24 protein-coding genes and 1 tRNA gene are annotated in these 25,472 nt (G+C 47.2%); 21 read left to right on the top strand and 4 right to left on the bottom strand.

The window, feature by feature from the left end; all coding sequences use genetic code 11:
• Positions 1–386: 386 nt before the first annotated feature.
• Genes PHG53_03960 through PHG53_03940 form a run of 5 tightly spaced genes read left to right on the top strand, consistent with a single transcriptional unit; the run spans position 387 to position 6,769 of the window.
• Positions 387–1,805 (top strand): efflux RND transporter periplasmic adaptor subunit, encoded by a 1,419-nt coding sequence (locus PHG53_03960; protein MDD5380780.1) that lies wholly within the window; start codon positions 387–389, stop codon positions 1,803–1,805.
• Positions 1,786–2,544, top strand: coding sequence for an ABC transporter ATP-binding protein (locus PHG53_03955; GenBank protein ID MDD5380779.1), 759 nt, complete (start codon positions 1,786–1,788; stop codon positions 2,542–2,544). The genes PHG53_03960 and PHG53_03955 overlap by 20 nt, the downstream gene beginning before the upstream one ends.
• Before the next feature lie 2 nt (positions 2,545–2,546).
• Positions 2,547–3,842, top strand: coding sequence for an ABC transporter permease (locus PHG53_03950; GenBank protein ID MDD5380778.1), 1,296 nt, complete (start codon positions 2,547–2,549; stop codon positions 3,840–3,842).
• Complete coding sequence (locus tag PHG53_03945) at positions 3,835–5,142, top strand: ABC transporter permease (protein ID MDD5380777.1); 1,308 nt, start codon at positions 3,835–3,837, stop codon at positions 5,140–5,142. Before PHG53_03950 ends, PHG53_03945 begins: the two co-directional genes overlap by 8 nt.
• On the top strand, positions 5,135–6,769 hold the full coding sequence (locus tag PHG53_03940; GenBank protein ID MDD5380776.1) for a TolC family protein: 1,635 nt from the start codon (positions 5,135–5,137) through the stop codon (positions 6,767–6,769). Before PHG53_03945 ends, PHG53_03940 begins: the two co-directional genes overlap by 8 nt.
• Positions 6,770–6,931: 162 nt before the next feature.
• Here PHG53_03940 and PHG53_03935 read toward each other — a convergent pair whose 3' ends face one another.
• Positions 6,932–7,735, bottom strand: a complete 804-nt coding sequence (locus tag PHG53_03935; GenBank protein MDD5380775.1) for a hypothetical protein — start codon at positions 7,733–7,735, stop codon at positions 6,932–6,934.
• 524 nt (positions 7,736–8,259) lie between these two features.
• Here PHG53_03935 and PHG53_03930 point away from each other — a divergent pair.
• The 3 genes from PHG53_03930 (at position 8,260) to PHG53_03920 (ending at position 12,122) form a co-directional block, all read left to right on the top strand.
• Positions 8,260–8,934, top strand: a complete 675-nt coding sequence (locus PHG53_03930; protein MDD5380774.1) for a hypothetical protein — start codon at positions 8,260–8,262, stop codon at positions 8,932–8,934.
• Entirely contained in the window at positions 8,912–9,931 is a 1,020-nt protein-coding gene (locus tag PHG53_03925; GenBank protein MDD5380773.1) for a phosphoadenosine phosphosulfate reductase family protein, read from the top strand. Before PHG53_03930 ends, PHG53_03925 begins: the two co-directional genes overlap by 23 nt.
• A 733-nt stretch (positions 9,932–10,664) precedes the next feature.
• The gene (locus PHG53_03920; protein MDD5380772.1) at positions 10,665–12,122 is read left to right on the top strand and encodes a bifunctional folylpolyglutamate synthase/dihydrofolate synthase; all 1,458 of its coding nucleotides are present in this window, start codon (positions 10,665–10,667) and stop codon (positions 12,120–12,122) included.
• Positions 12,123–12,189: 67 nt separating this feature from the next.
• On the opposite strand, the gene PHG53_03915 is transcribed toward PHG53_03920, so the two are convergent.
• Together PHG53_03915 and PHG53_03910 are read right to left on the bottom strand one after the other, a co-directional pair.
• Entirely contained in the window at positions 12,190–14,562 is a 2,373-nt protein-coding gene (locus PHG53_03915) for a M56 family metallopeptidase (protein ID MDD5380771.1), read from the bottom strand.
• A gap of 36 nt (positions 14,563–14,598) precedes the next feature.
• The gene (locus PHG53_03910; GenBank protein MDD5380770.1) at positions 14,599–14,988 is read right to left on the bottom strand and encodes a BlaI/MecI/CopY family transcriptional regulator; all 390 of its coding nucleotides are present in this window, start codon (positions 14,986–14,988) and stop codon (positions 14,599–14,601) included.
• A 165-nt stretch (positions 14,989–15,153) separates the two neighbouring features.
• Between PHG53_03910 and PHG53_03905 the strand changes: the two genes are divergently transcribed.
• The 12 genes from PHG53_03905 (at position 15,154) to PHG53_03850 (ending at position 24,202) form a co-directional block, all read left to right on the top strand.
• Positions 15,154–15,237: transfer RNA gene (locus PHG53_03905), tRNA-Leu, on the top strand.
• Positions 15,238–15,385: 148 nt separating this feature from the next.
• The gene (locus PHG53_03900; GenBank protein MDD5380769.1) at positions 15,386–16,234 is read left to right on the top strand and encodes a hypothetical protein; all 849 of its coding nucleotides are present in this window, start codon (positions 15,386–15,388) and stop codon (positions 16,232–16,234) included.
• A 107-nt stretch (positions 16,235–16,341) separates the two neighbouring features.
• The gene (locus PHG53_03895) at positions 16,342–17,028 is read left to right on the top strand and encodes a hypothetical protein (protein MDD5380768.1); all 687 of its coding nucleotides are present in this window, start codon (positions 16,342–16,344) and stop codon (positions 17,026–17,028) included.
• Positions 17,029–17,176: 148 nt separating this feature from the next.
• Positions 17,177–18,604, top strand: a complete 1,428-nt coding sequence (gene ffh / locus PHG53_03890; GenBank protein MDD5380767.1) for a signal recognition particle protein — start codon at positions 17,177–17,179, stop codon at positions 18,602–18,604.
• A gap of 35 nt (positions 18,605–18,639) precedes the next feature.
• On the top strand, positions 18,640–18,927 hold the full coding sequence (locus PHG53_03885) for a hypothetical protein (GenBank protein MDD5380766.1): 288 nt from the start codon (positions 18,640–18,642) through the stop codon (positions 18,925–18,927).
• Between the two features lie 147 nt (positions 18,928–19,074).
• Positions 19,075–19,605 carry a 30S ribosomal protein S16 gene (gene rpsP, locus PHG53_03880; GenBank protein MDD5380765.1) on the top strand — a complete coding sequence of 177 codons (531 nt, stop codon included), beginning with the start codon at positions 19,075–19,077 and terminating at the stop codon, positions 19,603–19,605.
• A gap of 30 nt (positions 19,606–19,635) precedes the next feature.
• Positions 19,636–20,373 carry a tRNA (guanosine(37)-N1)-methyltransferase TrmD gene (gene trmD / locus PHG53_03875; GenBank protein MDD5380764.1) on the top strand — a complete coding sequence of 246 codons (738 nt, stop codon included), beginning with the start codon at positions 19,636–19,638 and terminating at the stop codon, positions 20,371–20,373.
• Between the two features lie 125 nt (positions 20,374–20,498).
• Positions 20,499–20,876, top strand: coding sequence for a 50S ribosomal protein L19 (gene rplS, locus PHG53_03870; protein MDD5380763.1), 378 nt, complete (start codon positions 20,499–20,501; stop codon positions 20,874–20,876).
• 57 nt (positions 20,877–20,933) lie between these two features.
• Complete coding sequence (locus tag PHG53_03865) at positions 20,934–21,332, top strand: YraN family protein (GenBank protein ID MDD5380762.1); 399 nt, start codon at positions 20,934–20,936, stop codon at positions 21,330–21,332.
• Between the two features lie 3 nt (positions 21,333–21,335).
• Positions 21,336–22,106: a TatD family hydrolase gene (locus PHG53_03860; protein MDD5380761.1), complete on the top strand. Its 771-nt coding sequence runs from the start codon at positions 21,336–21,338 to the stop codon at positions 22,104–22,106.
• Positions 22,107–23,361: 1,255 nt separating this feature from the next.
• Positions 23,362–23,652 (top strand): hypothetical protein, encoded by a 291-nt coding sequence (locus PHG53_03855; protein MDD5380760.1) that lies wholly within the window; start codon positions 23,362–23,364, stop codon positions 23,650–23,652.
• A gap of 16 nt (positions 23,653–23,668) precedes the next feature.
• Positions 23,669–24,202: a hypothetical protein gene (locus PHG53_03850; protein ID MDD5380759.1), complete on the top strand. Its 534-nt coding sequence runs from the start codon at positions 23,669–23,671 to the stop codon at positions 24,200–24,202.
• A 58-nt stretch (positions 24,203–24,260) separates the two neighbouring features.
• On the opposite strand, the gene PHG53_03845 is transcribed toward PHG53_03850, so the two are convergent.
• Positions 24,261–24,515, bottom strand: a complete 255-nt coding sequence (locus PHG53_03845; GenBank protein ID MDD5380758.1) for a hypothetical protein — start codon at positions 24,513–24,515, stop codon at positions 24,261–24,263.
• Positions 24,516–24,712: 197 nt separating this feature from the next.
• On the opposite strand from PHG53_03845, the gene PHG53_03840 reads away from it, so the two are divergent.
• A complete protein-coding gene (locus PHG53_03840; protein MDD5380757.1) occupies positions 24,713–25,192 on the top strand; it encodes a hypothetical protein in 480 nt (159 codons plus the stop codon).
• Positions 25,193–25,472 lie beyond the last annotated feature (280 nt).

The raw sequence follows: 25,472 nt of genomic DNA, 5'->3' as shown, positions 1-25,472 counted from the left end.
TGTGCTGCCGCTCATTATTAAGAACATTTATTTCCTCCAAAATCGCTTTCACATAAGTGTACCTGCCCCGGGTTATCTGTCAAGTGAAAAACGCAGGATTTTCAAAAAGTTTTCTTTACTTTTGCGTCAAAAACAGAAGAGGGTCTATTCAGAGTTTATCTGCCGAAACCAGAACCTGCGGCTTTTGTTTATCGTAGGCTGCTGTTTAGGGCGATAAAATCGTTATAAACGGACGAAAAGCGTGTTTTTGGCGAAAAAATCACCAAAAAAGGGCAAAACGGTAATAAAACGGTAACATTTGAGGTATAATATAAGGTTCATATCAAGGAAGGAATTTGCGGCCAAAAACAGGGAGGAAAGCGGGTTTTCACGTGAGAGGCAGTGTTGTGAAGAAAAGACGAAAGTGGATTATCATAATTGTTATTGCGGCGATTGTGCTTACAGTTGTCGGCGTAATGGTAAAAAAGCACCGCAACAAAAAGGACCCTGGCGAGGTGGTCCGGGTCGAAGAGGTAAAACGCGGAGAGCTTACGGAGGAAATCGGCGCCCTGTGCGAGATTGAGCCGAATGAAGTAGTCCAGCTCAGCGCAAGGGTATCTGCGCGAATCATTGATATGCCGTACGACGAGGGGGACATAGTTACCTGCGGCGACCCGAATGCCAATCCGCCAATACCGGCTTCACTTCTGATTAAGCTTGATGCTAAGGATATGGAGAGCCAGTTGCGAATAGCACAGGCAAGCCGGGATGCCCAGGAGGCACAGATAGAAGTGGAGAAGGAGAGGATTGAGGGATGCAAGGCCGATATTACGGCACTTGCGGCATCGTTAGAGCAGGCGGAAAATGACCTCAAAAGAAAGCAGGGGTTGTATGAGACGCATGACATCAGCAAGGCCGATTACGACCAGGTAAAATACAAGGTGGAGACGCTTCGCGCACAAAATGAGAGCTCCAAACACACCACGGAGGCGGCCCGGCGAAATTTGGTCGTATTGAGACATAATCTGGACGCAGCCGATGCGAGGATCGCAGAAGCGCAGGAGATGCTCAGCTACACAATTATAACGTCGCCGATAAACGGCGTGGTGACGCGCGTCAACGCAAAGGTGGGCGAAATGGTTATGACTGGGACGATGAACAATCCCGGAACGGTGATAATGGAGGTTTCAGACCTGTCGCATATGCTGGCGGTGGCCGAGATTGACGAGGCGGACGTAGGAAGCCTGGAGGTGGGGCAGGACGCGTCGGCGACCATACTGGCGTTCGGCAACACCGTGTTCACGGGTAAGGTCAAGGAAATAGCGCTCAAACACCGCATGAACAACACGGGAACAAGATACTACCGCACAGAGATACTTTTAGACAACGACCCGAACGTATCGAAGCTTTATACGGGGCTGACCGGGCACGTCGATATTAAGACGCGAAAACACGCGGACATTCTGAAAGTCCCCAGCCAGGCGATTCTGGCAAGACAGGTGGACGATTTGCCGCTGGATATACGGGACAAAAACAGCGAGGTGGACAAAAACAAGACGTTTGTAACGGTAGTTTATAAATTCGTGGATGGCAAAGCGGTCGTTGCGCCGGTAAAGATGGGCAGAAGCGACCTGATGTGTACGATTATCGAGTCAGGACTTAAGGAAGGCGACAAGGTCATTGTTGGGCCTTACAAGGCGCTGGAGAATCTGAAGCACGACCAGCCCGTACAGGATGAGCGCGAAGTTGAGGCCAAGAAGAAGGAAGAAGAAAAAAACAAAGCCGAGAAAGGCAAGAGTGACAGCAATGAGCCGGCGAGCAAGTGATAATAATGGAGTTATTATTCAGCTGCGGGGGGTGAAGCGGATTTACCGTGTAGGGGTGGACGAAATACACGCGCTTGACGGAGTGAATCTGGAAATTCGGGCAAACGAATACCTTGCGGTGATGGGCCATTCTGGTTCAGGCAAGAGCACCCTTATGAACGTTTTGGGATGCCTGGACAAACCCACCGAAGGCAGCTACAAGTTCGGCGGGGAAGATGTAACGGAGATGGAGGACTCGGGGCTGGCCAGGATACGCAATGAGCGGATTGGCTTTGTGTTTCAGTCATTCGAGCTTTTACCGCAAATGAACGCCATTAAAAACGTCGAGATTCCCCTGATATATTCGAGGTCGGGATGGCTCGGACGAGCAGCAAAGGCGAAGAAGTCTCTCCAGAGGGTAGGACTGGCGGACAGAGGGACACACAAGCCGAACCAGCTTTCGGGCGGAGAAAAACAGCGAGTGGCGATAGCGAGGGCGCTGGTATGTGAGCCGGATGTGCTTCTTGCCGATGAGCCGACCGGCAATCTGGACAGCAAGACGACAAAGAGCATAATGGAGCTTTTCGACCAGCTTTACCAGCAGGGACAGACGATAATTCTTGTAACGCACGAGGAGGACGTGGCCGGACACGCCAAGAGGATTGTCAGAATGAAGGACGGCAGGATTTGCAGCGATATGCCGATTGACCAGGATAGGGCCGCAAACGCTTCAGCCGGGGCAAAGTCGAAAGAGATATAAGTATGAAAAAGCTGCTGAGCGCACCGATACTTTTTTTACAGCTGCTTTACCAGAGCGGTTACCTGGCGGTTGGCCAGATATGGGCGAAGAAGACGCGTTCGATTCTGACAACAATAGGGATAGTGATAGGCGTAGCATCGATAACAACGGTAATATCGCTGCTCACCGGGCTTAAGACCCAGACTCTTGCGGATTTTGAGAAATGGGGCGCCAGAACTATCTGGATACGTCACCAGACGCCGAGTACCGGCCCCAAGCGAAACATAGATTGGTGGAATTTACGTTTTTGGCCGGAAGAATTCGAGGGCATAATGGATAGATGCAAGTCGCTTGTGAGGTTTTCACGAATTGCGCCTCGCGATTTTTATACTCCATTCGTAGTAAGGTACGGCGGCAAGGCGGTAGAAGGGGTGAATGTTACTGGAATAGAACCCGGCGCCGAGCAGATAGTGGATCGGCCGGTGATAATCGGCAGACCTTTCTCGAAGCTCGACGATAGTGAGGCACGACAGGTGTGCTTTATAGACGTGGCGCTGAGGGACAAGCTTGGTCTGGACAAAGACTGCACAGGCGAGGTGATATTGGTAGGCGGGAAAAGTTTCGTGATAATAGGGGTGGTGGATATAGTACCCGAACAGACGGCGAGATGGACAGGAGGCGGACAAGGTCTGGAGATGTTTATACCGTTCAGGACGTGTTTGAAATTAACCGGTGACAGACGTCCTCATATGTATGCTATGGCTGAGAGCATATCGACGGAATTGTCGGCGGAGTCGGAATCGGAGATAAAATTCTTTATGCGCCGGATGCGGAAGCCGCGGTTAGGCCCGGGAGAGCCGGACACGTTTACCGTTCAGTCAGTCCAGTCGAGAGTCGATCAATTCAATAGAATATCGACGATGATGACGCTGGTCGCAGGCGGCGTTGCCGGTATCTCGCTTCTGGTGGGCGGAATCGGGATTATGAATATTATGCTTGTTTCTGTTTCGGAGAGGACCAGAGAAATCGGGCTGCGCAAGGCAGTCGGCGCAAAGAAAAAAGCGATACTGACGCAGTTTCTCGTGGAGTCGCTTATCCTTTGCTTCTTCGGCGGGCTGATTGGGCTTGGGTTGGGTAAATTACTGACAATGGTTGTAGGCGCGATATCCAAAAACGAGGTGCTTGGGAGAGCGAATTTGCCGTTGTGGGCCATAGTGCTGTCTTTTAGTTTTTGCGGGATAGTGGGGATAATTTTTGGAATGATACCGGCAATAAAGGCGATGAGGCTGGACCCGATAGAGGCTTTGAGACATGAGTAGAGGAATATTGAAATATGTAATTGGTCTGCTGCTGGCGCCGATATTTTTTCTGCGGCTGCTGTATCAGAGCAGCTTCCTGGCAATAGGCCAGATATGGGCGAAGAAGGGACGGTCTGTTTTGACCACGACCGGGATTGTAATTGCCGTCGCTTCGATAACGGCTGTGATAGCGTCACTGACCGGTCTGAAGTCAAAGGTGCTTTCAGACCTCGAAACTTTCGGCGCAAAGACAATATGGGTGTGGTTCCAGAGACCTGATACCGGTCCTAAGAAGGACATAACGTGGTGGGAGCTTAGATTCTGGCCTGACGAGTTCGATGGGCTTTTGGAGCATTGTCCATCGGTAGCTAAGTATACCCGTATTTCGTCAGTGTACCACCGCCTGATTGGGCATTATGAGGAAAATTCGGTAGAGGGGGTGCAGCTTCTGGGTGTGGATGTGGGATGGGAGGAGATAGCGAACCGGCCGGTGATTATGGGCAGGCCTTTTTCGGAGATTGACCAGAGTGAAGGACGCTTTGTTTGTTACATAGAATCGAAATTGCGAGATGCGCTCAGAATGAACAGGGACTGCATAGGTGAAATGGTAACTGTAAGAGGACGGAGTTATATGGTTATCGGGGTGATAGAACCGCGACCTGACTTTGCGGTTATAGACGTGGGAAACAGAACCGAGGGTTACGAGATGTATATCCCCTACAATGCATTTTTGAAATTAGGCGACAAGCGGCCGCATATATATGTGATGGCAACGAGCAACTCACCGGAGGTTAGTGGAGAAGCGGTGACGGAAATAAAATTCTTTATGCGGCAGGCCCGAAGGCCCGCGTTGAGCCCCGGCGAGCCGGACACCTTCGGCGCCGAATCGATGCAATCAGCTATGCAGCAGTTCAACCAGCTTTCACAGGTGATAACGCTCGTGGCAGGCGGTGTCGTAGGTATATCGCTTATTGTCGGAGGGGTGGGGATTATGAATATTATGCTTGTCTCGGTATCGGAAAGAACAAGAGAGATAGGATTGCGGAAAGCGATTGGAGCTAAAAGAAGCGCGATACTGACGCAGTTTCTGGTGGAGTCGATTGTGCTGTGTTTCATCGGCGGAATAATCGGGCTGGGACTGGGAAAACTGCTGACGATGGGAATCTGCTCGATTAACAAGATGATGAATCTGTCCCACATTCCCTTGTGGGCGGTGGTGCTGTCGTTTGGTTTCTGCGGGATAGTAGGGATAACTTTCGGGATGTTCCCGGCGATAAAGGCGGCAAGATTAGACCCGATTGAGGCGTTGAGACATGAGTAGGAGCGTGGTGGTGAAAAGTTTTATTTTTGCGATTGTGCTGGGCGTGTCGGTTTTTCTGGCAGGGTGCGAGGAGTTTGCTGGCGAGGAGCAGTTCTACACTATAAAGCCTGCGCCTGAGCAAACTCGTCAGGTCCAGACGCTGAAATTAGCCCCGAAGCCCGATGGCAGCGAGCTGCTCCCGGATGTGAATATGCCCATCGAGGCCGATACGCCCCCGCGGAGCGAGGTTGGGCTGAGCCTGGAACAGTGCAGGGCGATGACGCTTGCGAATAATTTGGATTTGAAGGTCCAGTTGATAGCGCCTGCAATCGCGGCTCAGAAAGTAAGCGAGGAAGAGGCGAAGTTTGAAGCGTCGTTTTTCTCGAACCTCACTTACAGTGACACAAGGCAGCCGGGCCTGGCTCATACAGAGAGCACGAACGTTGACCTCGGAGTTGAGGTGCCGCTGCGGACCGGCGGGAAGCTGAAATTTGATGTTGCCGATGAATGGACCAGAACGGATTCCACAAGCTACTCTCCTGCGAGTTCGCTTTCGATAAGCCAGCCGCTGCTGCGCGATGCGGGCAAAAGGACAAACACCCATTCGATAAGGATACTCGAATACCAGAGGCAGATAACCGATGCGCAGACAAAGCTCGAGGTGATACGGGTTCTCGCCAACGCCGACCGCGGGTACTGGCGGCTTTATGCGGCAAGACGCGAGCTTGAAGTCCGCAAAAAAGAATACGAGCTTGCCCAGGCCCAGCTCAAGCAAACCCGGAGAATGGTCGAAGTGGGCGAAAGGGCGGAAGTCGAGGTCGTTCGTTCCGAGGCCGGTGTCGCGGAGCGCCTGCAGAATATCATCATCGCCGAAAATGAGCTGCGTAACAGGGAGCGCGAGCTGAAACAAATAATGAACGAATCGGGATTGACGATGGGTACTCCGACGGCGCTCGTGCCGACGACCGAGCCTGACCCTGTGCTTTATGAACTCGACAGGCCGCGATTGACGGCCATAGCCATAGAGAACCGGATGGAGATGCTCGAGCTGGAGCTGCAAATCGCGCAGGACATCAGTTCCGTCGATTATTACAAGAATCAGGCGCTGCCTCTTGTTACGCTGGATTATACGTATCGGCTCAACGGCCTCGGGGAAACAAGGAGCGATGCTTATGATATGATGACCGATATGAATTTCAGAGACCACGTAGGGGGGTTGAAAGTGGTGATTCCTCTGGGTAATGAAGCGGCTAAGAGCCGCGTGCTGCAGGCGGTCTATCAGAGAAGACAGCGCCTGCTCAGTAAGGAAAACCGCGGGACGTTGGTAGAAAAAGAGGTGCTCGCCGCTATCGACCAGCTCGATTCGAACTGGCAGAGCATCCTTGCCAGCCGTCAAAACGCAATTCTTGCCGGCAGGTTGTATGAAGCCGAGAAAAGACAATTCGAAGTCGGCATTCGCACCTCGACCGACGTCCTCGACGCCCAGGCGAAATTCGCCAACGCCCAAAGCTCCGAGATAAAATCCCTGACCGAATACCAGATAGCGCAGATTGACCTGGCTTACGCTACTGGAATGCTTTTAGGAGCGGACAAAGTCCGCTGGGAACCATCTGTCCCCTCCTCCGATACAAACTCGCCGTCGATATGAGCGAGCGGTCAATCTCGTTTAGCCCTGCCGCTTGCGGCAGGGGATTTCATTATTGGTTAGCCCTCAGCTTCGCTGGGGGTAATTGAATTACTTGTCCCGCCCCCTGCTCCGAATAAAAACTGCTCCGAATAAAAACAGAAATATCTTTTAAAATTTCAAACTTTATTTGAGGTAATGTTCTCTGAATTCATCGAAGCCCATCTCTCCCAGTTCCAGAATATACATAAGCTCGCCTGTATCAGAAAAATCAAGTCTTTCCTTTGGATTGTAATAGGCAAAAGCAGCTTTCCATACAGCTCCAAATTCAGGGTGTCCCGTTGCCGCCGCGATAAAAGCGTCATCACCGCCCCGCACATTAAGATAGGCATTCGCGTCCTTTAGCAGCACGTAATGTGTGTTCCTTCTTGTATATCTTAAAGCGGCCTCGGTTGTCTGCTTCTCGTTCCAGTCGCTGTGCTGGACGGTATGGATTCTCGCTGTCGTATCCACATTAGGCATTTGTTCGATGATTCTTGCGACGACAGCCGCCGTTAAATCGGACTGTCCGCCTTCCTTAATCCACACATCGCCTCCCGCCTCCAGCGTTCTGCCCCATCTGCTTGCCAGTTCGGCCACCACAGCTTCACGCCGGCTGTGAGCTGCAAGCCAGCCCCCGCAATCGTTCCATGCTGCATCCATAACAGCATCGGAGTTCTGGTTAAAATCTTTGCCGTTTTTACCATACGCTCCGGAGACAGCTATAACGTGCTCTGCTATCCACTTTTTTCCATAGATAGACTGAAGGATGGTCCTGTCCGCTGCTGCGCTGTGTCCATCGTCTCTGTCCGGTGCGTGGTCATAGTGAAGTGATAATATGTCTTTTGCCGGATTAAATGTCCATTGTTTGCTGTTACTCGATTTCTGCGCTGTGGCACAAGAGATGCTCATGAAAATACAAAAAACAAGTAGAGTAGTTCGTGTTATCATAATTATATACCCGCCTAATACCAAACCATCGACCACCACGCCAACAATTCTTTCAAAAAAAACTTGTCATCCCGACCGAAGCGGAGGGATCTGGCCTTCAATTTGTCATTGCGAGCGCATCGCGGCAATCTCTATTATATTTAGCCCCGTCACTTCGTCACGATGTCCTTTATCGGGACAATGACGGGGTCCTCGTCTATGTTTAGCCACCGGACTGTGCCGGGGGTTCTCCTTTTCGTTTAGCCCCCAAGCCACGCCTTGGGGGTGCTTGTCCCGCCTCCTGCTCGGATATTGTTTTTCTCGTATGCTTGCGCATACTCACTGTTCGTTTCCGACTCGCGGGCATCCGGCAGAACTGCGCCTTCCCCCTTACCACGAAAGAGTTGACATTGACATTCTATTTCCTCCCTGCTATACTGAATCCCTATGAAAAAGCGATTTCTCTTGTTATTTTGTACATATGAAATACAAAACGGGTTATAGCCAATACTTATTTGTGAAGAATCTTTTTATAGGGGAACCAAATGAGCATTAAAACACTTAGATTGCTTCGCTTGATAATTCCTGGATGCATGATTCTGGTCGTAATACTGACTGTTCAGAGTAAGGACTTATTAGAGTTGAGTAATAAACTTCAAGGTATTGACCTATCAAAAAAGAGCTTCATATTCTATATAATTCCTATTATATTAGGAGCTATATACCACCCAATTGGATTGCGAAATATCTTTTTCAAAAAACCTATAGAAACTATACAAAGAAACATACGACACAGGCTTGTATCTAAATTCGATAACCATCCAGATATATCATCTTATTCTAACGCACTTAAGGAAGACGACAATATAATTGAGATATTCTACGGATTTGTTGATACAAATCCATCATTAAAGGAGAAGTCGAACAACGTACGATTCAATGGTGTGTTTTTATCAAGTTTTGCTGATGCTTGTGTTATTAGTATTTTTGCTTTCCTCCTGTATTTAGCTCTATGTATATTTATTTTCAGCTATTACTATCTAACCTTGCTTGTTCTTTCTGTAATTATATTTGTTTTCTCTTACTTCTTATTATTGCCGAAGACTACAAACAAACACTTATATTATTCGAACTCTCAAATCGATTTCATTACAACTAATCTTCATGATGAACTTAGGTTGGCTTTAGGAAGACTTATTGAAAATAACTATGCACAGTAGTATGCACGCGAGAACCATCGCAAAGATTAAAGTTGAGTATATGAAAGAAACTTCTCCTTGGTTGTTGGCATATAGTGGAGGCAAGGATTCTTCTGCGGTATTAAACCTATTAGTGGAGGCCATGGCTAATACCACAGACCATCATAGGTTGGTTTATATTATCTTCTGTGATACTGGAGTAGAAAATCCTCTTGTTATTAGTTTTGTTAGATATGCTTTTAGGCAAGTTAATGATTTTTCTAAGCGAAATGGTCTACCTATATCAACTCACATACTTAGGCCAGAGAGGAAAAATCGTTTTTGGATAAAGGTAATTGGAAGGGGATGTCCTCCTCCAACAAATAGATTTAGATGGTGTACAGATAAACTTAGGGTGAACCCTGTACGAGATTTTTGTGCTAAGAACGAACTCACCAATGCAATTACAGTTCTTGGCATTCGGAAAGGTGAAAGCCATCAACGAGACCGCACTATAGAAAAATATATTAAGGGTAGAAACTACCTAAGATACTATGACTCATATCACCGCTTATACTATTGTCCGATATTCAACTATTCCTGTGCAGATGTCTGGAGTTGTTTATCGAACGGCTCTATTTTCGGCAGTAGATTTTATTCTAGACTTGCTAAAATATATGGTATAAACGGCAAATGCGAATATGACATGAGTAAATCCAATGGTTACAGAATGGGGTGTTGGGTTTGTACTGTTGTTCGAAAGGATAAATCTGCAGAAGACTTAATAAAACGAGGATACATTCAACTCGAACCTTACCTTCGATTCCGTGATTGGCTCAGCAGTTTTCGCGACAATCCCAGATACAGACGTAAGAAAAGACGTAACGGCATGAAAGGTCCGGGGCCAATTACAATTCAAGGACGTAAGATAATCCTCTCGAAATTAATTAAACTTCAGAACGAAGTTAAGACAAAACTGATAACTGATTCAGACTTGTCTTTCATATATAACGAATGGGAGCGAGATCGTAATGCATAATTGGAATTACTTAAAAGGTCGTATTGATTTTACTCCGCCATCGCTCCGTAAAAATTCAATATTATCGCCGCAAAAATCTCTTTTCCATTACCCCCCATTCTAACCCATTCACAAATTTCCCGCAATCTCAAAATGTCACCGTTAATTCAGACAACCCCCACTCAATTTTTAGTTTTGAATTTTTATCCGCCTCTGGCAGATTGTATATTGGTGATTGGAAATTATTTGAAATCCTGTCCCGAGCAAAGTCGAGGGATTGTCGCTTGTTTTTTGAAATTTTCCGCGACTTGTTCGCTTCGAACAATTTGCGCAGGGGGGTAAAAAATTCACTGCAATTTCTGACAATTTATGCGCATTTTGTCTCACTTTTGCGCGCATTTTTACCCATCTTTAGCAATTTCTACCACTTTCTACCCGCTTCAAAACGCCAACTTGCGCGTTTGATGCGAAAAATTGAACAAAAAAGGCCAAATAACAGTACTAAACAGAGTAAAAATCTACCCTGAAAAGCATCTTACTATAAGCAAGTCTAATTATATATTTAGCTTTGCTGATGGATAAATTTTCTGGAACGATAATTAGTATGGAATTGGTATTTTTATGTAACCTTTTTATCGGTCGTATGTTATGTGATGATTGGCCATTGTTTTACGCCCCGTAATTATACGGTTTTTGGCTTGTTTCGCATATTAAAATTGACTGATGTGATTATAACTGCTATTATGAATTTTTTATGCCAAAGTCAGTGAAAACAGCCGGAAAGAAACGGGCGAAGAAGCGCGCATCAAAAATCGCCAAAGTCGAATCCAAAAAGGCCTTTAAGAGCTACAAAGAGGCCATAAGCTACCTTTTTGCGCGGACAGACTACGAAAAGGAAACGGGTCTGCGGTATAACGTTACGACTTTTAGCCTCGACAGGATGGAAAAACTGCTTTCTCTGGTAGGCAAGCCGCACAAAAAAATCGCAACCGCCCATATAGCCGGCACAAAAGGAAAAGGCTCAACAGCGACAATGCTGGCGAAAATGTTAGAAGCGAATGATTATAATGTAGGTCTATACACATCTCCGCACGTGGTGCACCTCCATGAGCGGATTGCAGTCAATTCGAAAATGATTAGCGAGCGTGAAATGCTGGGCCTGATGAATCGCATTTATGCCCCTATAGAGAAGATGGCAAAGACGGAGGCCCCAACCTTCTTTGAGATAATGACGGCCTTGGCATTTATGTATTTTGCGGATATGAAGGTGGATATAGCCGTAATTGAAACCGGATTAGGCGGCCGATTGGACAGCACCAACGTAATTAAGCCTGAAGTGGTTGGCATAACAAGCTTGAGCATTGACCATCAGCAGCAGCTCGGCAAAACTCTCGACAGCATTGCCAAGGAGAAGGCCGGGATTTTCAAGCGCGGCGTTCCAGCAATAACTGTTCAACAGGAACCGGAGGCATTGGAGGTTTTAAAGTCGCATGCGACAGCCGTTAAGGCGCCTCTGAGTGTTGCGGGCCATGATATCGATTTCTCGTATCGGTTTGAAAATTCACGTGAGTACGGGCCTCATATGAGAGTCTGTCTTACAACGCCGACGAGCAGCTTCGAACACCTTCGTGTGCCGCTGCACGGTAAACATCAGGCCATCAACTGCGGTTTGGCGCTGGCTATGCTGGATAAACTTAAATCAATCGGCTACGAAATAGATAATGCAAAGGCGATTGAAGGGCTTGGAAAAGTCTGGTTAGCCGGTCGAATGGAGATGATTTGTGATGACCCGAGAATTATGATTGACGGCGCTCACAATGCCGCAAGCGTCCAGGCGCTGATACATGCGATAGGCCAGAATATTACTTACGATTCTATGGTGATAATCTTCGGCTGCAACAGCGACAAAGATGTTGTAGGGATGCTGGATAAATTGCAGTATGGAGCGGATAAGGTGATATTCACGCGTAGCAGCTCGGCGAAAGCGATGTCGCCGGACGATTTGGCGGATATGTATACCGAGATATGCGGCAAGATGTGCCAAAGCGCCACAAGTCTGGGTGAAGCTCTGCAGCTTGCAAGAAGCGCTGTGAGCAAAGAGGATTTGATTTGCATTACGGGCAGCTTCTACCTTATCGGGGATGCGAAGAAGCGTTTTGAGGGCCGCTTACCGGCAAACAGTCAAAGAAGTATGGCCCAAGCTACCGCCTGACCTGCTGCAAGCAGTATCCATCGTAAGTATTGCACTTCAGCTTCGCTCTTTTTCCCGTAGCGGTCTTTTATTTCGGTCTCTGCTGTGTAGAATGAAAAACTGCATTTTCTGCGATCTTCCCGTTTTTTACAATAATCCTCATAAATGCACGGTTGTTTGTCTCGTCCGATTCGGGAACACTTTGGTCTGTATCGAGAACCACAGCTATTTCATTTGAGCCCTCTTTCAGGGCGAAAGGCGAAGAACTTTCATTCCAAACGTCCCCGGGCTTTATGGGACCTGCTCCATGCCAGCCTGTCTGCGGTTTGCCATGCAGGTCGAGGTTGTTCGCAGGGTCACCTTGATAGAAATTCAGCCGGAAAGGAGGAGCTTCCTGCGAACCCTTGTTGCGAATAGCCACGGTAACGGTGTAAAGTCCGCCGGCCGGATAAGGGTTGATTCTGAAATCCTCAACGACAACATCGATTGTACCGGAAGCCGCTTTGCTTTTCTCTTCGACTTCAATCTGTGCATCGAATACCTGCGGGTTATCATACATCAGCCTCAATTTTTCAATCTGTGCTTTAGTCTCGTTGTACCGCTGTAATCTCTCATCTCTTATGGCCGCTCGCTGTTTATACTGTATGCGTGCAAGGTCGATCTCTCTTTTTCGTAGTGCAGCTTCGGTTCGCATTTTCTCTAGCGCGTCAAACTTGGCCTGCAACTCAACCAAAAGGTTTTCTGTATCTTTAAGATATTTCTGGTCTTGTTCAGTGTGCGTGCCAGCCTTAAGATTTTCCACCCTGGCTTTGACTTGGCTGATTTCCAGGGCACAATCATCCTGCTCCTTCTGCAGGCGATTTAGCCTTTCAACGATTGGAGGCGGATAATTGTGCTCTTCAAAGTCAGTGATAGCCCATCTGTCGCGGACCTCTCCTAACGCTCTTTCAGTCGCATCCAAATCCCTTTGAAAACGGTTTCGATGTTCATCAAGCACTACCAACTTTTCAAGAATCTCCTTTTTCTTTGCGTTTATATCCTGGGACTGCTGTTTTTTACCTTCGACAGTGTTCTGCGGACTATTTGAATGTTCAAGGTCGAAATCCAAGACTTTTTCTTTTTCTGAGCCTAAGAGCTTTGTGTACAGCAATTTGTTCTGTGTTTTATAGCCAGGCGCCTCGCATTTTATGTTGTGCTCTTCGTACCAGGTACTATAAGAGTAATAACCATTAGCATCGGTAGTAGTCCATTGTTTGCCTTCGGCGTATCGCTCATCACCTACTTTTGCGCCTGCAACCGGCCGGCCAGTATCGGCATCAGTAACAGTGCCTTTGATGACAAATTCAGGCGGCTTGGGTTTTGATTTTGCCATCGGCAGCAAGACTACAGCGAAGACAAAAAGTGCAATCAGGCCGAGGATTCCAAGCTTTGCGGATTTTGGTATTGGTCGGTTCAACATACGTTCAATCCTGCTTTTTAATGCGCTTTTTGATTCCACAACACCAATAAGACGCAGGGACAGTACCGGGCGGCTAAACGCCAGTTTTGCAACGTCCACGAGCGTTTGCGGATACTGTGGGGCGTTGGCACCCATAGCCACCAGAACGGCTTCATCAACGGCCTGCTCGCGAATCCTGCGGATTATGAAATTTGCCAGCCAGAGAAGGGGGTTGTAGAAATAAATAATCTGCAAAATGGTCTGTACCAGATTTATCCACAAATCGCCTCGCCTGATATGCGCAAGCTCGTGCAGAAAAACCATCCTAAGGCGGCTTGAGCCAAGAGTCGGGGCTAAATTCTGCGGCACCAAAATTACAGGCCTGAACAACCCGCATACAGCAGGGCTGGCGGTATTGGCAGATACCTTTAAACCGATTTTGCTTTTGGTTCCCATTTGTCCGCGGCAAAATTGAAAGGCATCATTCATCAATTGGGGGGGATTTTGGGACTGCGCGACAAGGCCGATAACAAAGACTGCTCGCTGCAGCAGTAATAATCCCATCGCCGCAACTACAGCGGCCCAAATCAAAAACACGATGCCCTGCCAGGAGAGCGGCGCCGGCGATACCAATAGTGTTGCGGCAACCGGCGGGCTTGTTACTATCGGCCTGACGTCTATTTGAGGCGTGACTGTTGCTGCTGCAACAGTTTTCATATTTATCATCTGCGGCAATTTTACAGATTCTGCCGGAGCGCTCATTTCGCTGAGCTTAACAGGTGCCAGTTTGTCACCGAACCAGGAGCCGAGACTTACGGGCGATGACAGGGTAGTCGGCAGAATCAGTTTTAGAAGCACCAGCATCCAGAGCCAATATCGAAAGACCGCCCGCACTTTTTTTCGCAGCAGACAATCAGCAAGAAGCAAAACCACTATTAAGATGCTGGACTGAACCAGCATCGGCAGAGCGAATTTAACAAATACAAGTCCGGCAGAATTAATTTGTTCTAAAATCGCATGCATAACAGGTTCTCCGCTTATTAAGATATTATTAGCCTTCTATTTTTTTGCTTCCACCCTTTTACTTTTTATTATTGTTTCCAGCTCGGCCAACTGGTCTTTAGAGAGCTTGTTGTTATCGAGCAGGAACTGCATCATCGGAGTGAGAGCGCCGTCGAAAGCCCTTTTTACCGCACGCATAATTTCGCTGTGCTGTGCTTCCTTCCTGGTGACAGCGGCGCTGTAGAGAATAAGGTTTCGAATTCTTTCAGTTTTGAGCAGCCCTTTGGCGACCATACGGTCCATCATTGTCTTGACAGTGCTGTAGGTCCAGGCCTTTTCGCTCTGGAGCACTTCCTGCACGGTCGGAGCCGCACAGGGCTGGTTGTCCCATACGGCCTGAATAATGGCCCATTCACCTTCAGTGAGGTCATATTTTTTCTTTGCCATAAAAAACTCCTTTTTCTTTAATTGTTACGAGCTTACTCTACAGTTGTAGAGATTGCAAGAAAAAAAATGAAAAATTTTTGAAAATTTTCAATTGTTTCGTCCAGCCTGGCAAATTATGACAAAACCTTGACTATCTGGCGAAAAAAGCTAATATAGATGTTTGTCGCGGATGTGGCGGAACTGGCAGACGCGCAGGCTTCAGGTGCCTGTGAGCTTACGCTCGTGGAGGTTCGACTCCTCTCATCCGCATTAGAATTGTCTTGTACATATTACGGGGGCGAACCTGGGCTTTTTCAGCAATTTACTCTTAATCTTTCGTCCTTCTAACGGAAATTGTACCTTTAGGCCGATAATTAAATGAGTAAAAGGTTTGTTCCGCTCCTATTGAGCCTAACAGGTGTGGGATTGTGTTTGCACGGCTTGTGAAGAGGATATGCTCGAAATTGCCCGACAATTAGAACGAATAGCAGTGTGGTTCAGCCCGATAGTTTTAATCGGGCCGGGATTACTATGCGTTCTGCTTGGCCTGTTTCTTTGGCTGGGCGGGCTGGGGTTCAAAAGGGTGCTGGCGGCAACTGTTGGCGCAGTCAGCGGCGGTATTTGTGGATTTTTTATAAGCGGCCGAAATATTGTGACAGCTACGGCTTTGGCGGCCCTGACAGCAGTTATCGCAATATGGCTTGAAAAGATATTCATCGCAATACTGGCCGGGGTTTTGGCGGCAATTCTCTGCTTTACCGTTTTGGCCAAGCCGAACAATGATATTGATGATGCAAGATATAATCTCGGATATGAATCGGAAAACATAAGAATGTCTCTCAACACTAAACTAAGTGTAGAGGTTGCGAAAAGATACATAGCAGATTTTGCCGCCGAGACAGGGCAGATTTTTTCGCAGATGCCGGCGTACAACTGGGCAATAATGGAGGTGGTTGCAGTATTTTTTTTGGCGGTCGGGTTTGCACGGCGGCGTTTAACTTTGGCTTTTTGCTGTGCGGTGCTGGGGACGATGTTTATTTTTGCAGGGATGATACTGCTATTATTGTATAAAGGCGCTGCGCCTGTCAGCAGGATTTGTCAAAACTGGTTGTTTTATCAGGGTGTTTTTGGAATAATGACCGCTTTTGGGATGGCGGAGCAGTTATTACTCTGTCAGCGCATTAAAGAAAGGTTGACAGGAAAAAAGGGAGAGAATAAAGACGGGAAAGAGTCTGAGAAAACATTGGAGTCTTGGCGAAATAGGTAGCCGAGACTCTGTTCTGCAAAAGAGTCGCAAAACGTGAATCAGTTACGATAAAGTTTGAAAGACCAGAAGAAGATTAATCCGCCGCAGGCGGATAAAGGAGAAAAATAATGGAGCCTTTAACAATTCTCGCCCAGGCAGCAGAAAGCTCATCGGAGCCGGTTTTTAGGGCGCAAACAGTTCTTGATGCCCTTTGGGGACAGATAATAACGTTGTCGTGGCTGCAGGCAGTTATCGCCATTTCGTTTGGGGTGGTGTATCTGCTTTACGGCTGGCGTATTTTCAAGTTGGTGGTTGTTATTTGCTTCGGGCTTGTGGGCTTATTTATCGGCATCGAAATCGGCGCTAGATTTGGTTCGGAGATTTTAGGCGGCGTAACCGGTCTTGTCGTTCTGGGCGGAGTCTCGATTCCTTTGATGCGATGGGCCGTCAGCCTGTTGGGAGCTATTGCCGGCGGTATCATAACTGGCGGCATCTGGTATGCCTTTGGGTTGCCGGAAAGGTATATGCCTGCAGGCGCGCTTATAGGCATTATTGCCGGCGGTATGATTTCGTTCATCGTTTTCAAAGATGCGGTCATGCTCTTTACGAGCTTTGGCGGCGGAATCCTTATTATAACAGGCCTGCTGGCGCTGGTTTATCGCTACGAGAGTATCCAGAACCCGCCGACTGCAGCCATGAAAGCAATGCTCTACAATCACCATTGGTTTTTGCCGGCATTGCTTATTGCGCCGACCATTATCGGCATAATAGTGCAAACCAAATTTCTTAAGACTTCCAAAACCTGGACTGTATAACTCTCTTCGCCCCTTGGCCGAGGCGGCAAGAGGATGGCGGGTTTTATTATTGCAAAGGCGTCTTAGGGTGCTTACAATCCTTGTTTTTGTGGCAGCTAATTGAAATTAGTAACCACAATCACTAATTAACAAAATCGAGCATCGAACTGTGTTTGAGTCATTAACTGAAAAGTTCAACTCTGTTTTCCGGTCACTGTCCGGCCGAGGCAGAATCACCGAAGCCAATATCTCGGACGCTATGCATAGTGTCCGCAAGGCGCTTCTGGAAGCGGACGTCCATTACAACGTGGTAAAGCAATTCTGCAAGGATGTTACCGCGGCGGCCATCGGCGCCGAGGTGATAAAGAGTCTCCATCCCGGTCAGGTTCTGATAAAAATCGTCAACGATAAACTGACCGAGTTGATGGGGCCGGTCGATAGCAAAATCTACTTTGTCTCGCCGGGCCCTACGATAATTATGTTAGCCGGGCTTCAGGGCTGCGGCAAGACTACCACCGCTGCAAAGTTAGCCAAATACCTGCTCGGCAAGGGCAAGAAGCCGCTTCTGGTGGCCGACGACCTTCGCAGGCCTGCCGCTATCGAGCAATTGGCCGTTTTAGGCCAGCAGATAAATACTGAGGTTTACAGGGAAGAGGGGCAGGATTCTGTCAGGGTTGCAAGGAATTCGATAAAACACGCGCAGCAAAACGGTTTTGACGTAGTGATTCTTGATACGGCGGGGCGGCTGCATATAGATGAGGAGATGATGAAGGAGGTGGCCGAGGTAGCCAAAGCGGTCAATCCGCACCAGATTTACCTGGTCTGCGATGCGATGACCGGGCAGGACGCCGTCAATTCTGCGAAAGAGTTTAATGAGCGTCTGGAGCTCGATGGTGTTATCCTTACGAAATTAGACGGCGACGCCCGCGGCGGAGCTGCGCTAAGCGTGAAGGCGGTTACTGGAAAACCCATCAAGTTCGTCGGGGTGGGTGAAAAGACGGACAAACTCGAAGAGTTTCATCCCGACCGGATGGCAGGCAGAATTCTCGGGATGGGCGATGTTGTAACGCTGGTGGAGAGGGCACAGGAGCAGTTTGAAGTAGAAGAAGCAGAAAAGCTGCAAAAGAAAATGGCCAAGGGCAGCTTCGGCTTCGATGATTTTCTCAAGCAGATGCAGGCCGTCAAGAAAATGGGCGGTATGAAAGATATGCTCAAAATGATGCCCGGGATGGGCGGTCAGGTTGATGATTTAGACTTCGATGAAAGCGAACTGCAGCAGATGGAGGGAATTGTGCATTCGATGACGGCTGCCGAGAGACGCGAGCCGGATATGATAGACTCATCGCGGCGAAGACGAATAGCGGCGGGGGCGGGGGTGGATGTTAATGATGTTTCAAAATTAGTGAAGACTTTTATGCGCAGCAGGGATATGATGAAGTCGCTTAGCGGCGGGAGCTTGGGCGGACTTAAAAGGCTTTTCTCGGGCGGGCTTAATATGGAGGCGCTGGGCGCCGCTATGTCATCGGGCAGAAAAATAAAACAGCGGTCAAAACGAAAAAGAACAATAATTCGAAGAGGAAAAAGAAAACGGCTGTAAAACAGAAAATAACGATTGAGCAGTACCTCGAAAAGGTGGCCAGATTCGCAGGCAGCGAATACGGCGAAATGATAAGGACCAAGTTCAGGGACGTCGAAGGCGGCAGCGAGCTGGCGATGCTGGCGGCGCCGACTATGGAAGAATTGGAACAGCTGAAAAGAGCGGTGGCGATAATGACTCCGGGCGAAAAACAAAACGCCGCCGAACTTACCGACGAGCAAATCCAGAAACTCGCGGCCGACGCACGAATCGACCCTGGGAATTTAGCCATTTTCATCAACGGTTTCACGCTTTATTGCAGAAACAGCCGGATTGGGCGTTAAAGATAAAATTCAGCCGGCACTTGAAAAAGATTGTCTATTCGTGTAAACTATCCGTCTTTGCCAGGCGGCTTATGGATTAAGTAAACTTGTTTCGCGAAGAGTGTAAGTAGCGAAAATTTATCATAATCGACGAAAGAAAGGGTAAAAATGGCGGTAAAACTGAGAATGATGCGAATGGGCCGGCGCAATCGGCCGTACTTTAGAATCAATGCGATTGATTCACGCAACCCGCGGGACGGGAAAATCATCGAAAAACTGGGGCACTACGACCCGATTGAAAAAGACCTGTCCAAGCAGATTGTGCTTAACATTGAGCGAGTCAAGTATTGGCTCGATAATGGGGCAATACCGTCAGATACGGTTTCGGAGATGCTGCTAAAGCTGGGCATCAAAACCAAATGCGCTGAAAAAAGGACTGTTCGTCGAGGCAGGGCCCGGGCCATAGCGCGTGCCAAAGGTGTGCCGTTCACAAAAGCTGAACGGGCCGCCTTGGAAAAAGCTGCCGCCGAAGCCGCAGAAAAAGCCAAAGCAGATGCCGAAGCAAAGGAAAAAGCCGACAAAGAAGCCAAAGCCAAGGCAGAAACAGAAGCCAAGGCAAAGACTGAAGCAGAAGCCAAAGCTAAAGAAGAGGCAAAACCCGAAGCTAAGCCGGAAGAAGAGCCGGAGAAGAAAGAGTAACCGGATTAAGTAAGCAGGGCCGACAGAGGGATGAGAATTGATATTCTTACACTTTTTCCGGAGATGTTCGAATCACCTCTTGGGCACTCGATATTAAAGAGGGCGCAGCAGGCGGGGATAGTTGATATCGCCCTGACCAATATCAGAGATTTCGCCGCCGACAGATACCGAAAGGTTGATGACAAGCCGTATGGCGGAGGGCCCGGTATGGTTATGATGCCCGGTCCGATTTTCGATTGCTTCGAACATGTCGAAAAGCTGTCGGCGGAAAAAGGCCGCGTAATTTTGCTTACGCCGCAGGGACAGAAATTTAACCAGGCAAAAGCAATCGAGCTAAGCAAAGAAAACCGGCTGATTTTTATTTCCGGCAGATACGAAGGATTCGATGAACGAATCCGCACCGGGCTGGGGGCCGAGCAAATCTCGATAGGCGACTATGTTCTTTCAGGCGGGGAGCTGGCGGCTATGGTAGTCATCGATGCGGTAGTCAGACTGCTGCCCGGAGCGGTGGGCGATGAAGATTGCCCCAAAGACGATTCGTTCGGCCAATCAGCCGACGGCGGGTTAGAGTATCCGCAATATACCAGACCCGAGGTTTTTCGCGAAATGAAGGTGCCTGAAATCCTTCTAAGCGGCGACCACGGCAAAATCGCCGAGTGGCGGCGCCAGCAGGGCCTCGAACGGACCAAAAAATGGCGTCCTGACCTGCTAAACGGCGGGAAATCCGCCTTTGGGCGAGACCTCGCTGAAGGCGGGAAGGAAATATAAAAAAACCCTTGCTCTAATTCCCGAATTCGGGTAAAATCCAGCGTTTTACGCTGGAGCGTGTGCAGGACTGAATTTTTAACCAATCCGCCGCAGGCGGACAATAAATAGAGATAAAAGGAAAACCAGTGAAAACGCAAATACTGGATGCTGTTGAAAGTAAAAGTCTCAAAAAGACTATACCGCAATTTGAGATAGGCGATATTGTGGATGTGCGGTGCAGAATCAAAGAAGGCGATAAAGAGCGCATACAGATATTCAGCGGCACAGTAATCGCCCGCAGAGGTCGCGGAATCAATGAAACATTCACGGTCCGGCGAATCGTAGATGAGGAGGGGGTAGAGCGGGTTTTCCCGATTCATTCGCCGAACGTGGTCGGTGTTCAGCCGGTCCGAAGCGGCAAAACAAGGCGGGCAAAATTGTATTACCTCCGCAAACGAACCGGCAAATCGGTCAAGCTGACTCAGAAGCCAGGCAAGCGCATAACTATCGACGAAGAAAAGTAGCTTTTTGCCGGCTGTCTTTAACGCTTTTTTCAATCTACCAATTATCAATAATCTATTATGATGGGTTGGCTGCTGAACAGGGGAAAACTGCTGGCTGACAGAGAAAAGCTCGGCAGATGGGGCGAGAAACGCTGCGAGAGCTTTCTGAAGAAAAAAGGTTTTAAGAAACTCACTCGAAATTATTCCTGCAGGGGCGGAGAAATTGATTTGGTTATGGTCGATGGCGATGGGGCTCTTGTCTTTGTCGAGGTAAAAACCAGGGCGGACGAGGACCTCACGCCGGCCGAGTCGGCTGTCACCTCCGCTAAAAAAGTAAGAATGAACAGGGCCGCACGATATTTTCTCGCAACTAACAAAATAGAAAACAGGCCCTTTCGATTCGACGTTGTCGCGATAGTGCTCGGCCGAAAGGGCAGGCCGGAGATAAGACATTACGAAAACGCATTTGTGCCGTAAACGATGAATCTGATTGATACACATTGTCATTTGACGTTCAAAGGGCTGGCTGAAGATGCTGCGATTGTTTTGGAGCGCAGCAGGGCAGCAGGTGTTACCGGCTGGATAACTGTCGGAACCGACCCGGAGCACAATCGAAAGGCAATCGAGCTTGCGGAGAAATTCGAGAATATGTATGCGGCTGTTGGGATTCATCCGCACGACGCGAGGACTGTAACAGCAGATACACTCAAAGAGCTGCGGGAGCTTGCTCAAAACAAAAAGGTTGTCGCCATTGGCGAGACGGGGCTGGATTACCATTACAATTTTTCGTCGCACGACGAGCAAAAAGATGTGTTTGCCGAGCACCTGAAAATTGCTGCTGAGATGAATTTGCCGGTTATTATCCATTGTCGAGAGGCCTTCGATGAAACAATAGAAGTTTTGAAGCAATTCGGAGATGGCAAAAAGGTAGTTTTTCATTGCTTCTCCGGCTCGGCGGAGCAGGCGGAAACTATTTTGGACAAAGGTTACTTCATATCTTTCACCGGCGTGGTTACCTTCGGGAATGCCGAAGCCATCCGGGAAGCCGCTCGAATCGTGCCGATAGACAGGTTGATGGTCGAGACTGATTGTCCGTATATGTCGCCTGAGCCGATGCGGAAGCAAAAGGTCAATGAGCCGGCCCTTATGGTTCATACCGCCAAGTGCTTGGCTGAATTGAAGGGGATGGATTTGGCCGATTTCGCAGAAGCCGTAACCGCCACGAGCAAAGCATTTTTCAGGTTGCCTTAAAATTGGGTTCGTTTGGGTTTGTTTTGAGTAGTTCATAGTTCGTGGTTCGTAGTTGTTAGTTGTTGTTGATACTAAAGTTATATTCATTTTAGGCATTTCGGAAATTGGGTTCGTTTTGCATAATTAATATCATTTTGATTGATTTTTCCGCTATAAATAGAAAATCTCCGCTGCCGAAATTTCAGCCACAGAGAAAAAAAGAGAAGTAAATTATAAACAGTATCAATTGGTTATTGGAAACCGCTCATTGGTTATTCCTTTCAAGAGAGACTTTCTCTCTACCCCCCGCTGCCCCCTTGTCTTCCCGTCGGAAGACAGGAAAGGGGGCAAGACGACGGGGGCTACGGGAATACGTCCCTTCGTAATTGGACGAACCTGCGCGTTTGATGCGAAAATTCGATTCCGCCTGAGGCGGATAAATCTCGTAAGTCGATGTGGGAAAAGGAGTAGAAAAAATTTTGAAAAAATGGATTTTGGGGTCTTAACCCCCTGCGCATTTGATTGATTTTTTAGCCACAGATGGACACAGATTAACACAGTTTTTAGACGCAGATTGCGCAGAGAACGCAGAGTTTTAGTCAGCTATGCGTTCTGCGGCAAGGCCTTTTCTCGAAACGAGCTTCTGTGAAAGGCCATTGCCTTGTCCGCCGAATTCCTTCAGACTTCGTTTAGAAGCTGACTAAAAAAGTATCAACTTGTCTTTAATTGATATGATTAACGCAGATATTTATATGGAAAAAGATAGAAATAATTTACGATTTAGCCGTTTTTGGTGCGCGGGTAGATGCGCATTTGATTGAAGTTTTATAGGTGGTGTCCTAACTTGAATTTTCTACTTTTTCATATTGTGAAAAACTTAAAATTTCCTCAATAGTCCAGATATGGTCTGTTTTTGTATGGTCAGTTTATTCATACTGGCCATTATGCTTGAGCTGTCAAGGAAAATCAGGAAGAAAACACAAAATTTTCGGAAGTAGGTACTTTTCCAAGACATAGATTCCCGCCGAGCTTGTTTGGTCACTTAATTGTGCGTAACCCCTTGTTATAACTAAAGTTGCGAACTTTACCTTCAAAATGAGTTTTTTTGCATTTTTTGCTTGACTTAAACCTTTACCTAACCTACTTTAAGCAAATTACTTATGTATTTTCTTGCAATCAGTCGAAGATACTATATAATAATAAGTGCGGTTTGAAGGGTTAAACATATAGTTGGCGTGTTTAGATATGCCGGAGTTTGAATTTAAGGAGGTATAGCATGGCTAAAGGTAAGAGTTATAATATACCTCCAGAAGTTTTGGGGAAAATTGCAGCCTGTAACCGCAAGCACGCTGAGCTTGTATACTTTGTTCACAAGAACCACATCAAAATCTTCAAAAAGAGAGAAGCGGAAAATAAGGATTATGTGGCAGTTATTCCAGAAAATGGCGGTCAACAACCTGCACTGAATTTCTTTGCTGAAAAAGGGGTGATGCTGGATTTTGCCCATGCCCAACCTGTATGTGTTGTTGATTATCGCTATTCGCATCGGATGATGTTAATGTACTAAAAGCGATAAAGACGATATGACAACAACGCATGGCTATTTTATCCAAGAACCTTATAGTCGGCCTATAGTCAGCGCTACTATTTGGCATGAGTGTATGGAATTTCCCGCTACGCTTGAGTTTCTTATTGATACAGGCGCAGACCACACACTTATTGTTCCTGATGATGAGCCGCGATTTAATATCCAAGAAGATCAACTTATCAAAGTACCAGATTTGGTGCATACGTTCGTTGGTCCAATTGAAATGCGCCAGTTAAATCACTGTAGTGTTATATTCATCGACAGGTTTGGCGAACCATATACAGTAGAGAATGTAGGTGTTTGTTTTCTGGCCCCGGATTTTAAGAAGAAAGTTCGGCCGCTAATGGGGAAAGGGACATATGTGAACGTCTTAGGTAGAGACGTATTGCACCAATTATCACTTGGATATTGCAAAAGGTCCGAGTATGTGTTTTTAACGGCGAATCGGACAGGTTATTTTGATGCTTTGTCTGATGTTTTCCCGAAACCGCCTGAATTTGATGAGACAGTAATTAGGTGGCTGGACTAAACTTGTTGTCCTGTTTTAGTTAACTACATTTACCACTCATATTATTTCATATTTATCGTTATTTATCCTTCTTAGTTTTTTGCCAGCGTGCATACGCTGCGTTTTTGGCAATCTCACTCCGCTTTTCTGCAGGCAGATTTAATGCTCTTGCCTTGCCACCTTTTAAGCCACCAAGTCGCCCCAAAAGCACAGCAGCAGGATTCTTGCCATCTTCAACTGCATCTTGCAATAATTTTTCAGCCGTTGCATTACCTACGATAGACGTTGCAAGCTGGTTTAAATCCAGACTATTTTTTCTTGACCGCTTAGGCATTTAACACAGTATATAAACACCCTATGAAATTGTCAATAAGCAAAATGCTTAAAATTTTTACACCCATCTTCACTTGTAAAGGAACGAGAAACTACGATATTAACCACTTGATAATAATAGCCACCGCTTTTATAATTTCCCAAAAGCCTAAAATGTAAAAACCCCATTGGTAAAATGTATAATCTGAGGGAGTTATAGTGGCTAAGAAGAAATTTTGGAAATATTTTTTTGCTGGGATAGCCGCAATAGCTGCTTTAGTTGGGACTGTGGATATAGTAATAAATTGGGGAGGTCGTCCTAAGCCCCAAATATTAGACGCCCAAAATTGTTTTATTGAAGTTTCTGCCAATACTGAGACAGTTTGGTTTGAATTATTAGTTAATAACGCAGGCGCAAAAAGCTGCTCTATAACTTCAATAGACCTGTTTTGGCCAGATGGACATAAGGCTGACCTTGAATATGAACCATCAACCCCTTTGCCCAAAACTATCTCAGCCGGTCTAACTGAACGCATTGTGGCATACGGATTTTGCCACAAAATGCACGGTTTCACCCCAGAACATAGAATAGAATTGCAACCAGACCAAAATTCAGTAGAGGCTGAAGCGGTAGCAAAATTCAATACAGGACAGAGTGTTAAAAAAAGTATTCCTTTTGCTGTTAGACGCCCCAATTGACCAAACAAATTATTTTTTTCAAATTGACCCACTACCTTGTTGTCTTATTTAGCCAAGTGTCTAAAGTTATCGGAAACGGCTTTAATAGTATTAAAAGCAGGGTTTTTGGGGGCAATTTGACTTTTTGCCAAATCGGACTATATTTAAGGTAGCCAACCATTATTAAGCGGAGCGAAATGGGCGGCGGTTTGGGATGAATCCCGCACCTTCGAGGGGCGGGATGAACTTCTCATCAGAGAATTCGGGCAGTCATCAGACCGAGGGTGAAAACGGTTTCCTT

This window comes from Phycisphaerae bacterium, assembly GCA_028714855.1.
Classification (GTDB): domain Bacteria; phylum Planctomycetota; class Phycisphaerae; order Sedimentisphaerales; family Anaerobacaceae; genus CAIYOL01.
This window is presented reverse-complemented; position numbering and strand designations above follow the sequence as displayed.

Bases quoted from the DNA above. Each gene is read 5' to 3' on its own strand.
- PHG53_03850 (MDD5380759.1), top strand. From the start codon at position 23,669: ATGACAACAACGCATGGCTATTTTATCCAAGAACCTTATAGTCGGCCT.
- PHG53_03910 (MDD5380770.1), bottom strand. From the start codon at position 14,988: ATGGCAAAGAAAAAATATGACCTCACTGAAGGTGAATGGGCCATTATT.
- trmD (MDD5380764.1), top strand. From the start codon at position 19,636: ATGAGAATTGATATTCTTACACTTTTTCCGGAGATGTTCGAATCACCT.
- PHG53_03865 (MDD5380762.1), top strand. From the start codon at position 20,934: ATGATGGGTTGGCTGCTGAACAGGGGAAAACTGCTGGCTGACAGAGAA.
- PHG53_03935 (MDD5380775.1), bottom strand. From the start codon at position 7,735: ATGATAACACGAACTACTCTACTTGTTTTTTGTATTTTCATGAGCATC.
- PHG53_03930 (MDD5380774.1), top strand. From the start codon at position 8,260: ATGAGCATTAAAACACTTAGATTGCTTCGCTTGATAATTCCTGGATGC.
- PHG53_03895 (MDD5380768.1), top strand. From the start codon at position 16,342: ATGGAGCCTTTAACAATTCTCGCCCAGGCAGCAGAAAGCTCATCGGAG.
- rpsP (MDD5380765.1), top strand. From the start codon at position 19,075: ATGGCGGTAAAACTGAGAATGATGCGAATGGGCCGGCGCAATCGGCCG.
- PHG53_03920 (MDD5380772.1), top strand. From the start codon at position 10,665: ATGCCAAAGTCAGTGAAAACAGCCGGAAAGAAACGGGCGAAGAAGCGC.
- PHG53_03855 (MDD5380760.1), top strand. From the start codon at position 23,362: ATGGCTAAAGGTAAGAGTTATAATATACCTCCAGAAGTTTTGGGGAAA.
- PHG53_03950 (MDD5380778.1), top strand. From the start codon at position 2,547: ATGAAAAAGCTGCTGAGCGCACCGATACTTTTTTTACAGCTGCTTTAC.
- PHG53_03845 (MDD5380758.1), bottom strand. From the start codon at position 24,515: ATGCCTAAGCGGTCAAGAAAAAATAGTCTGGATTTAAACCAGCTTGCA.
- PHG53_03945 (MDD5380777.1), top strand. From the start codon at position 3,835: ATGAGTAGAGGAATATTGAAATATGTAATTGGTCTGCTGCTGGCGCCG.
- PHG53_03860 (MDD5380761.1), top strand. From the start codon at position 21,336: ATGAATCTGATTGATACACATTGTCATTTGACGTTCAAAGGGCTGGCT.
- PHG53_03940 (MDD5380776.1), top strand. From the start codon at position 5,135: ATGAGTAGGAGCGTGGTGGTGAAAAGTTTTATTTTTGCGATTGTGCTG.
- PHG53_03955 (MDD5380779.1), top strand. From the start codon at position 1,786: ATGAGCCGGCGAGCAAGTGATAATAATGGAGTTATTATTCAGCTGCGG.
- PHG53_03915 (MDD5380771.1), bottom strand. From the start codon at position 14,562: ATGCATGCGATTTTAGAACAAATTAATTCTGCCGGACTTGTATTTGTT.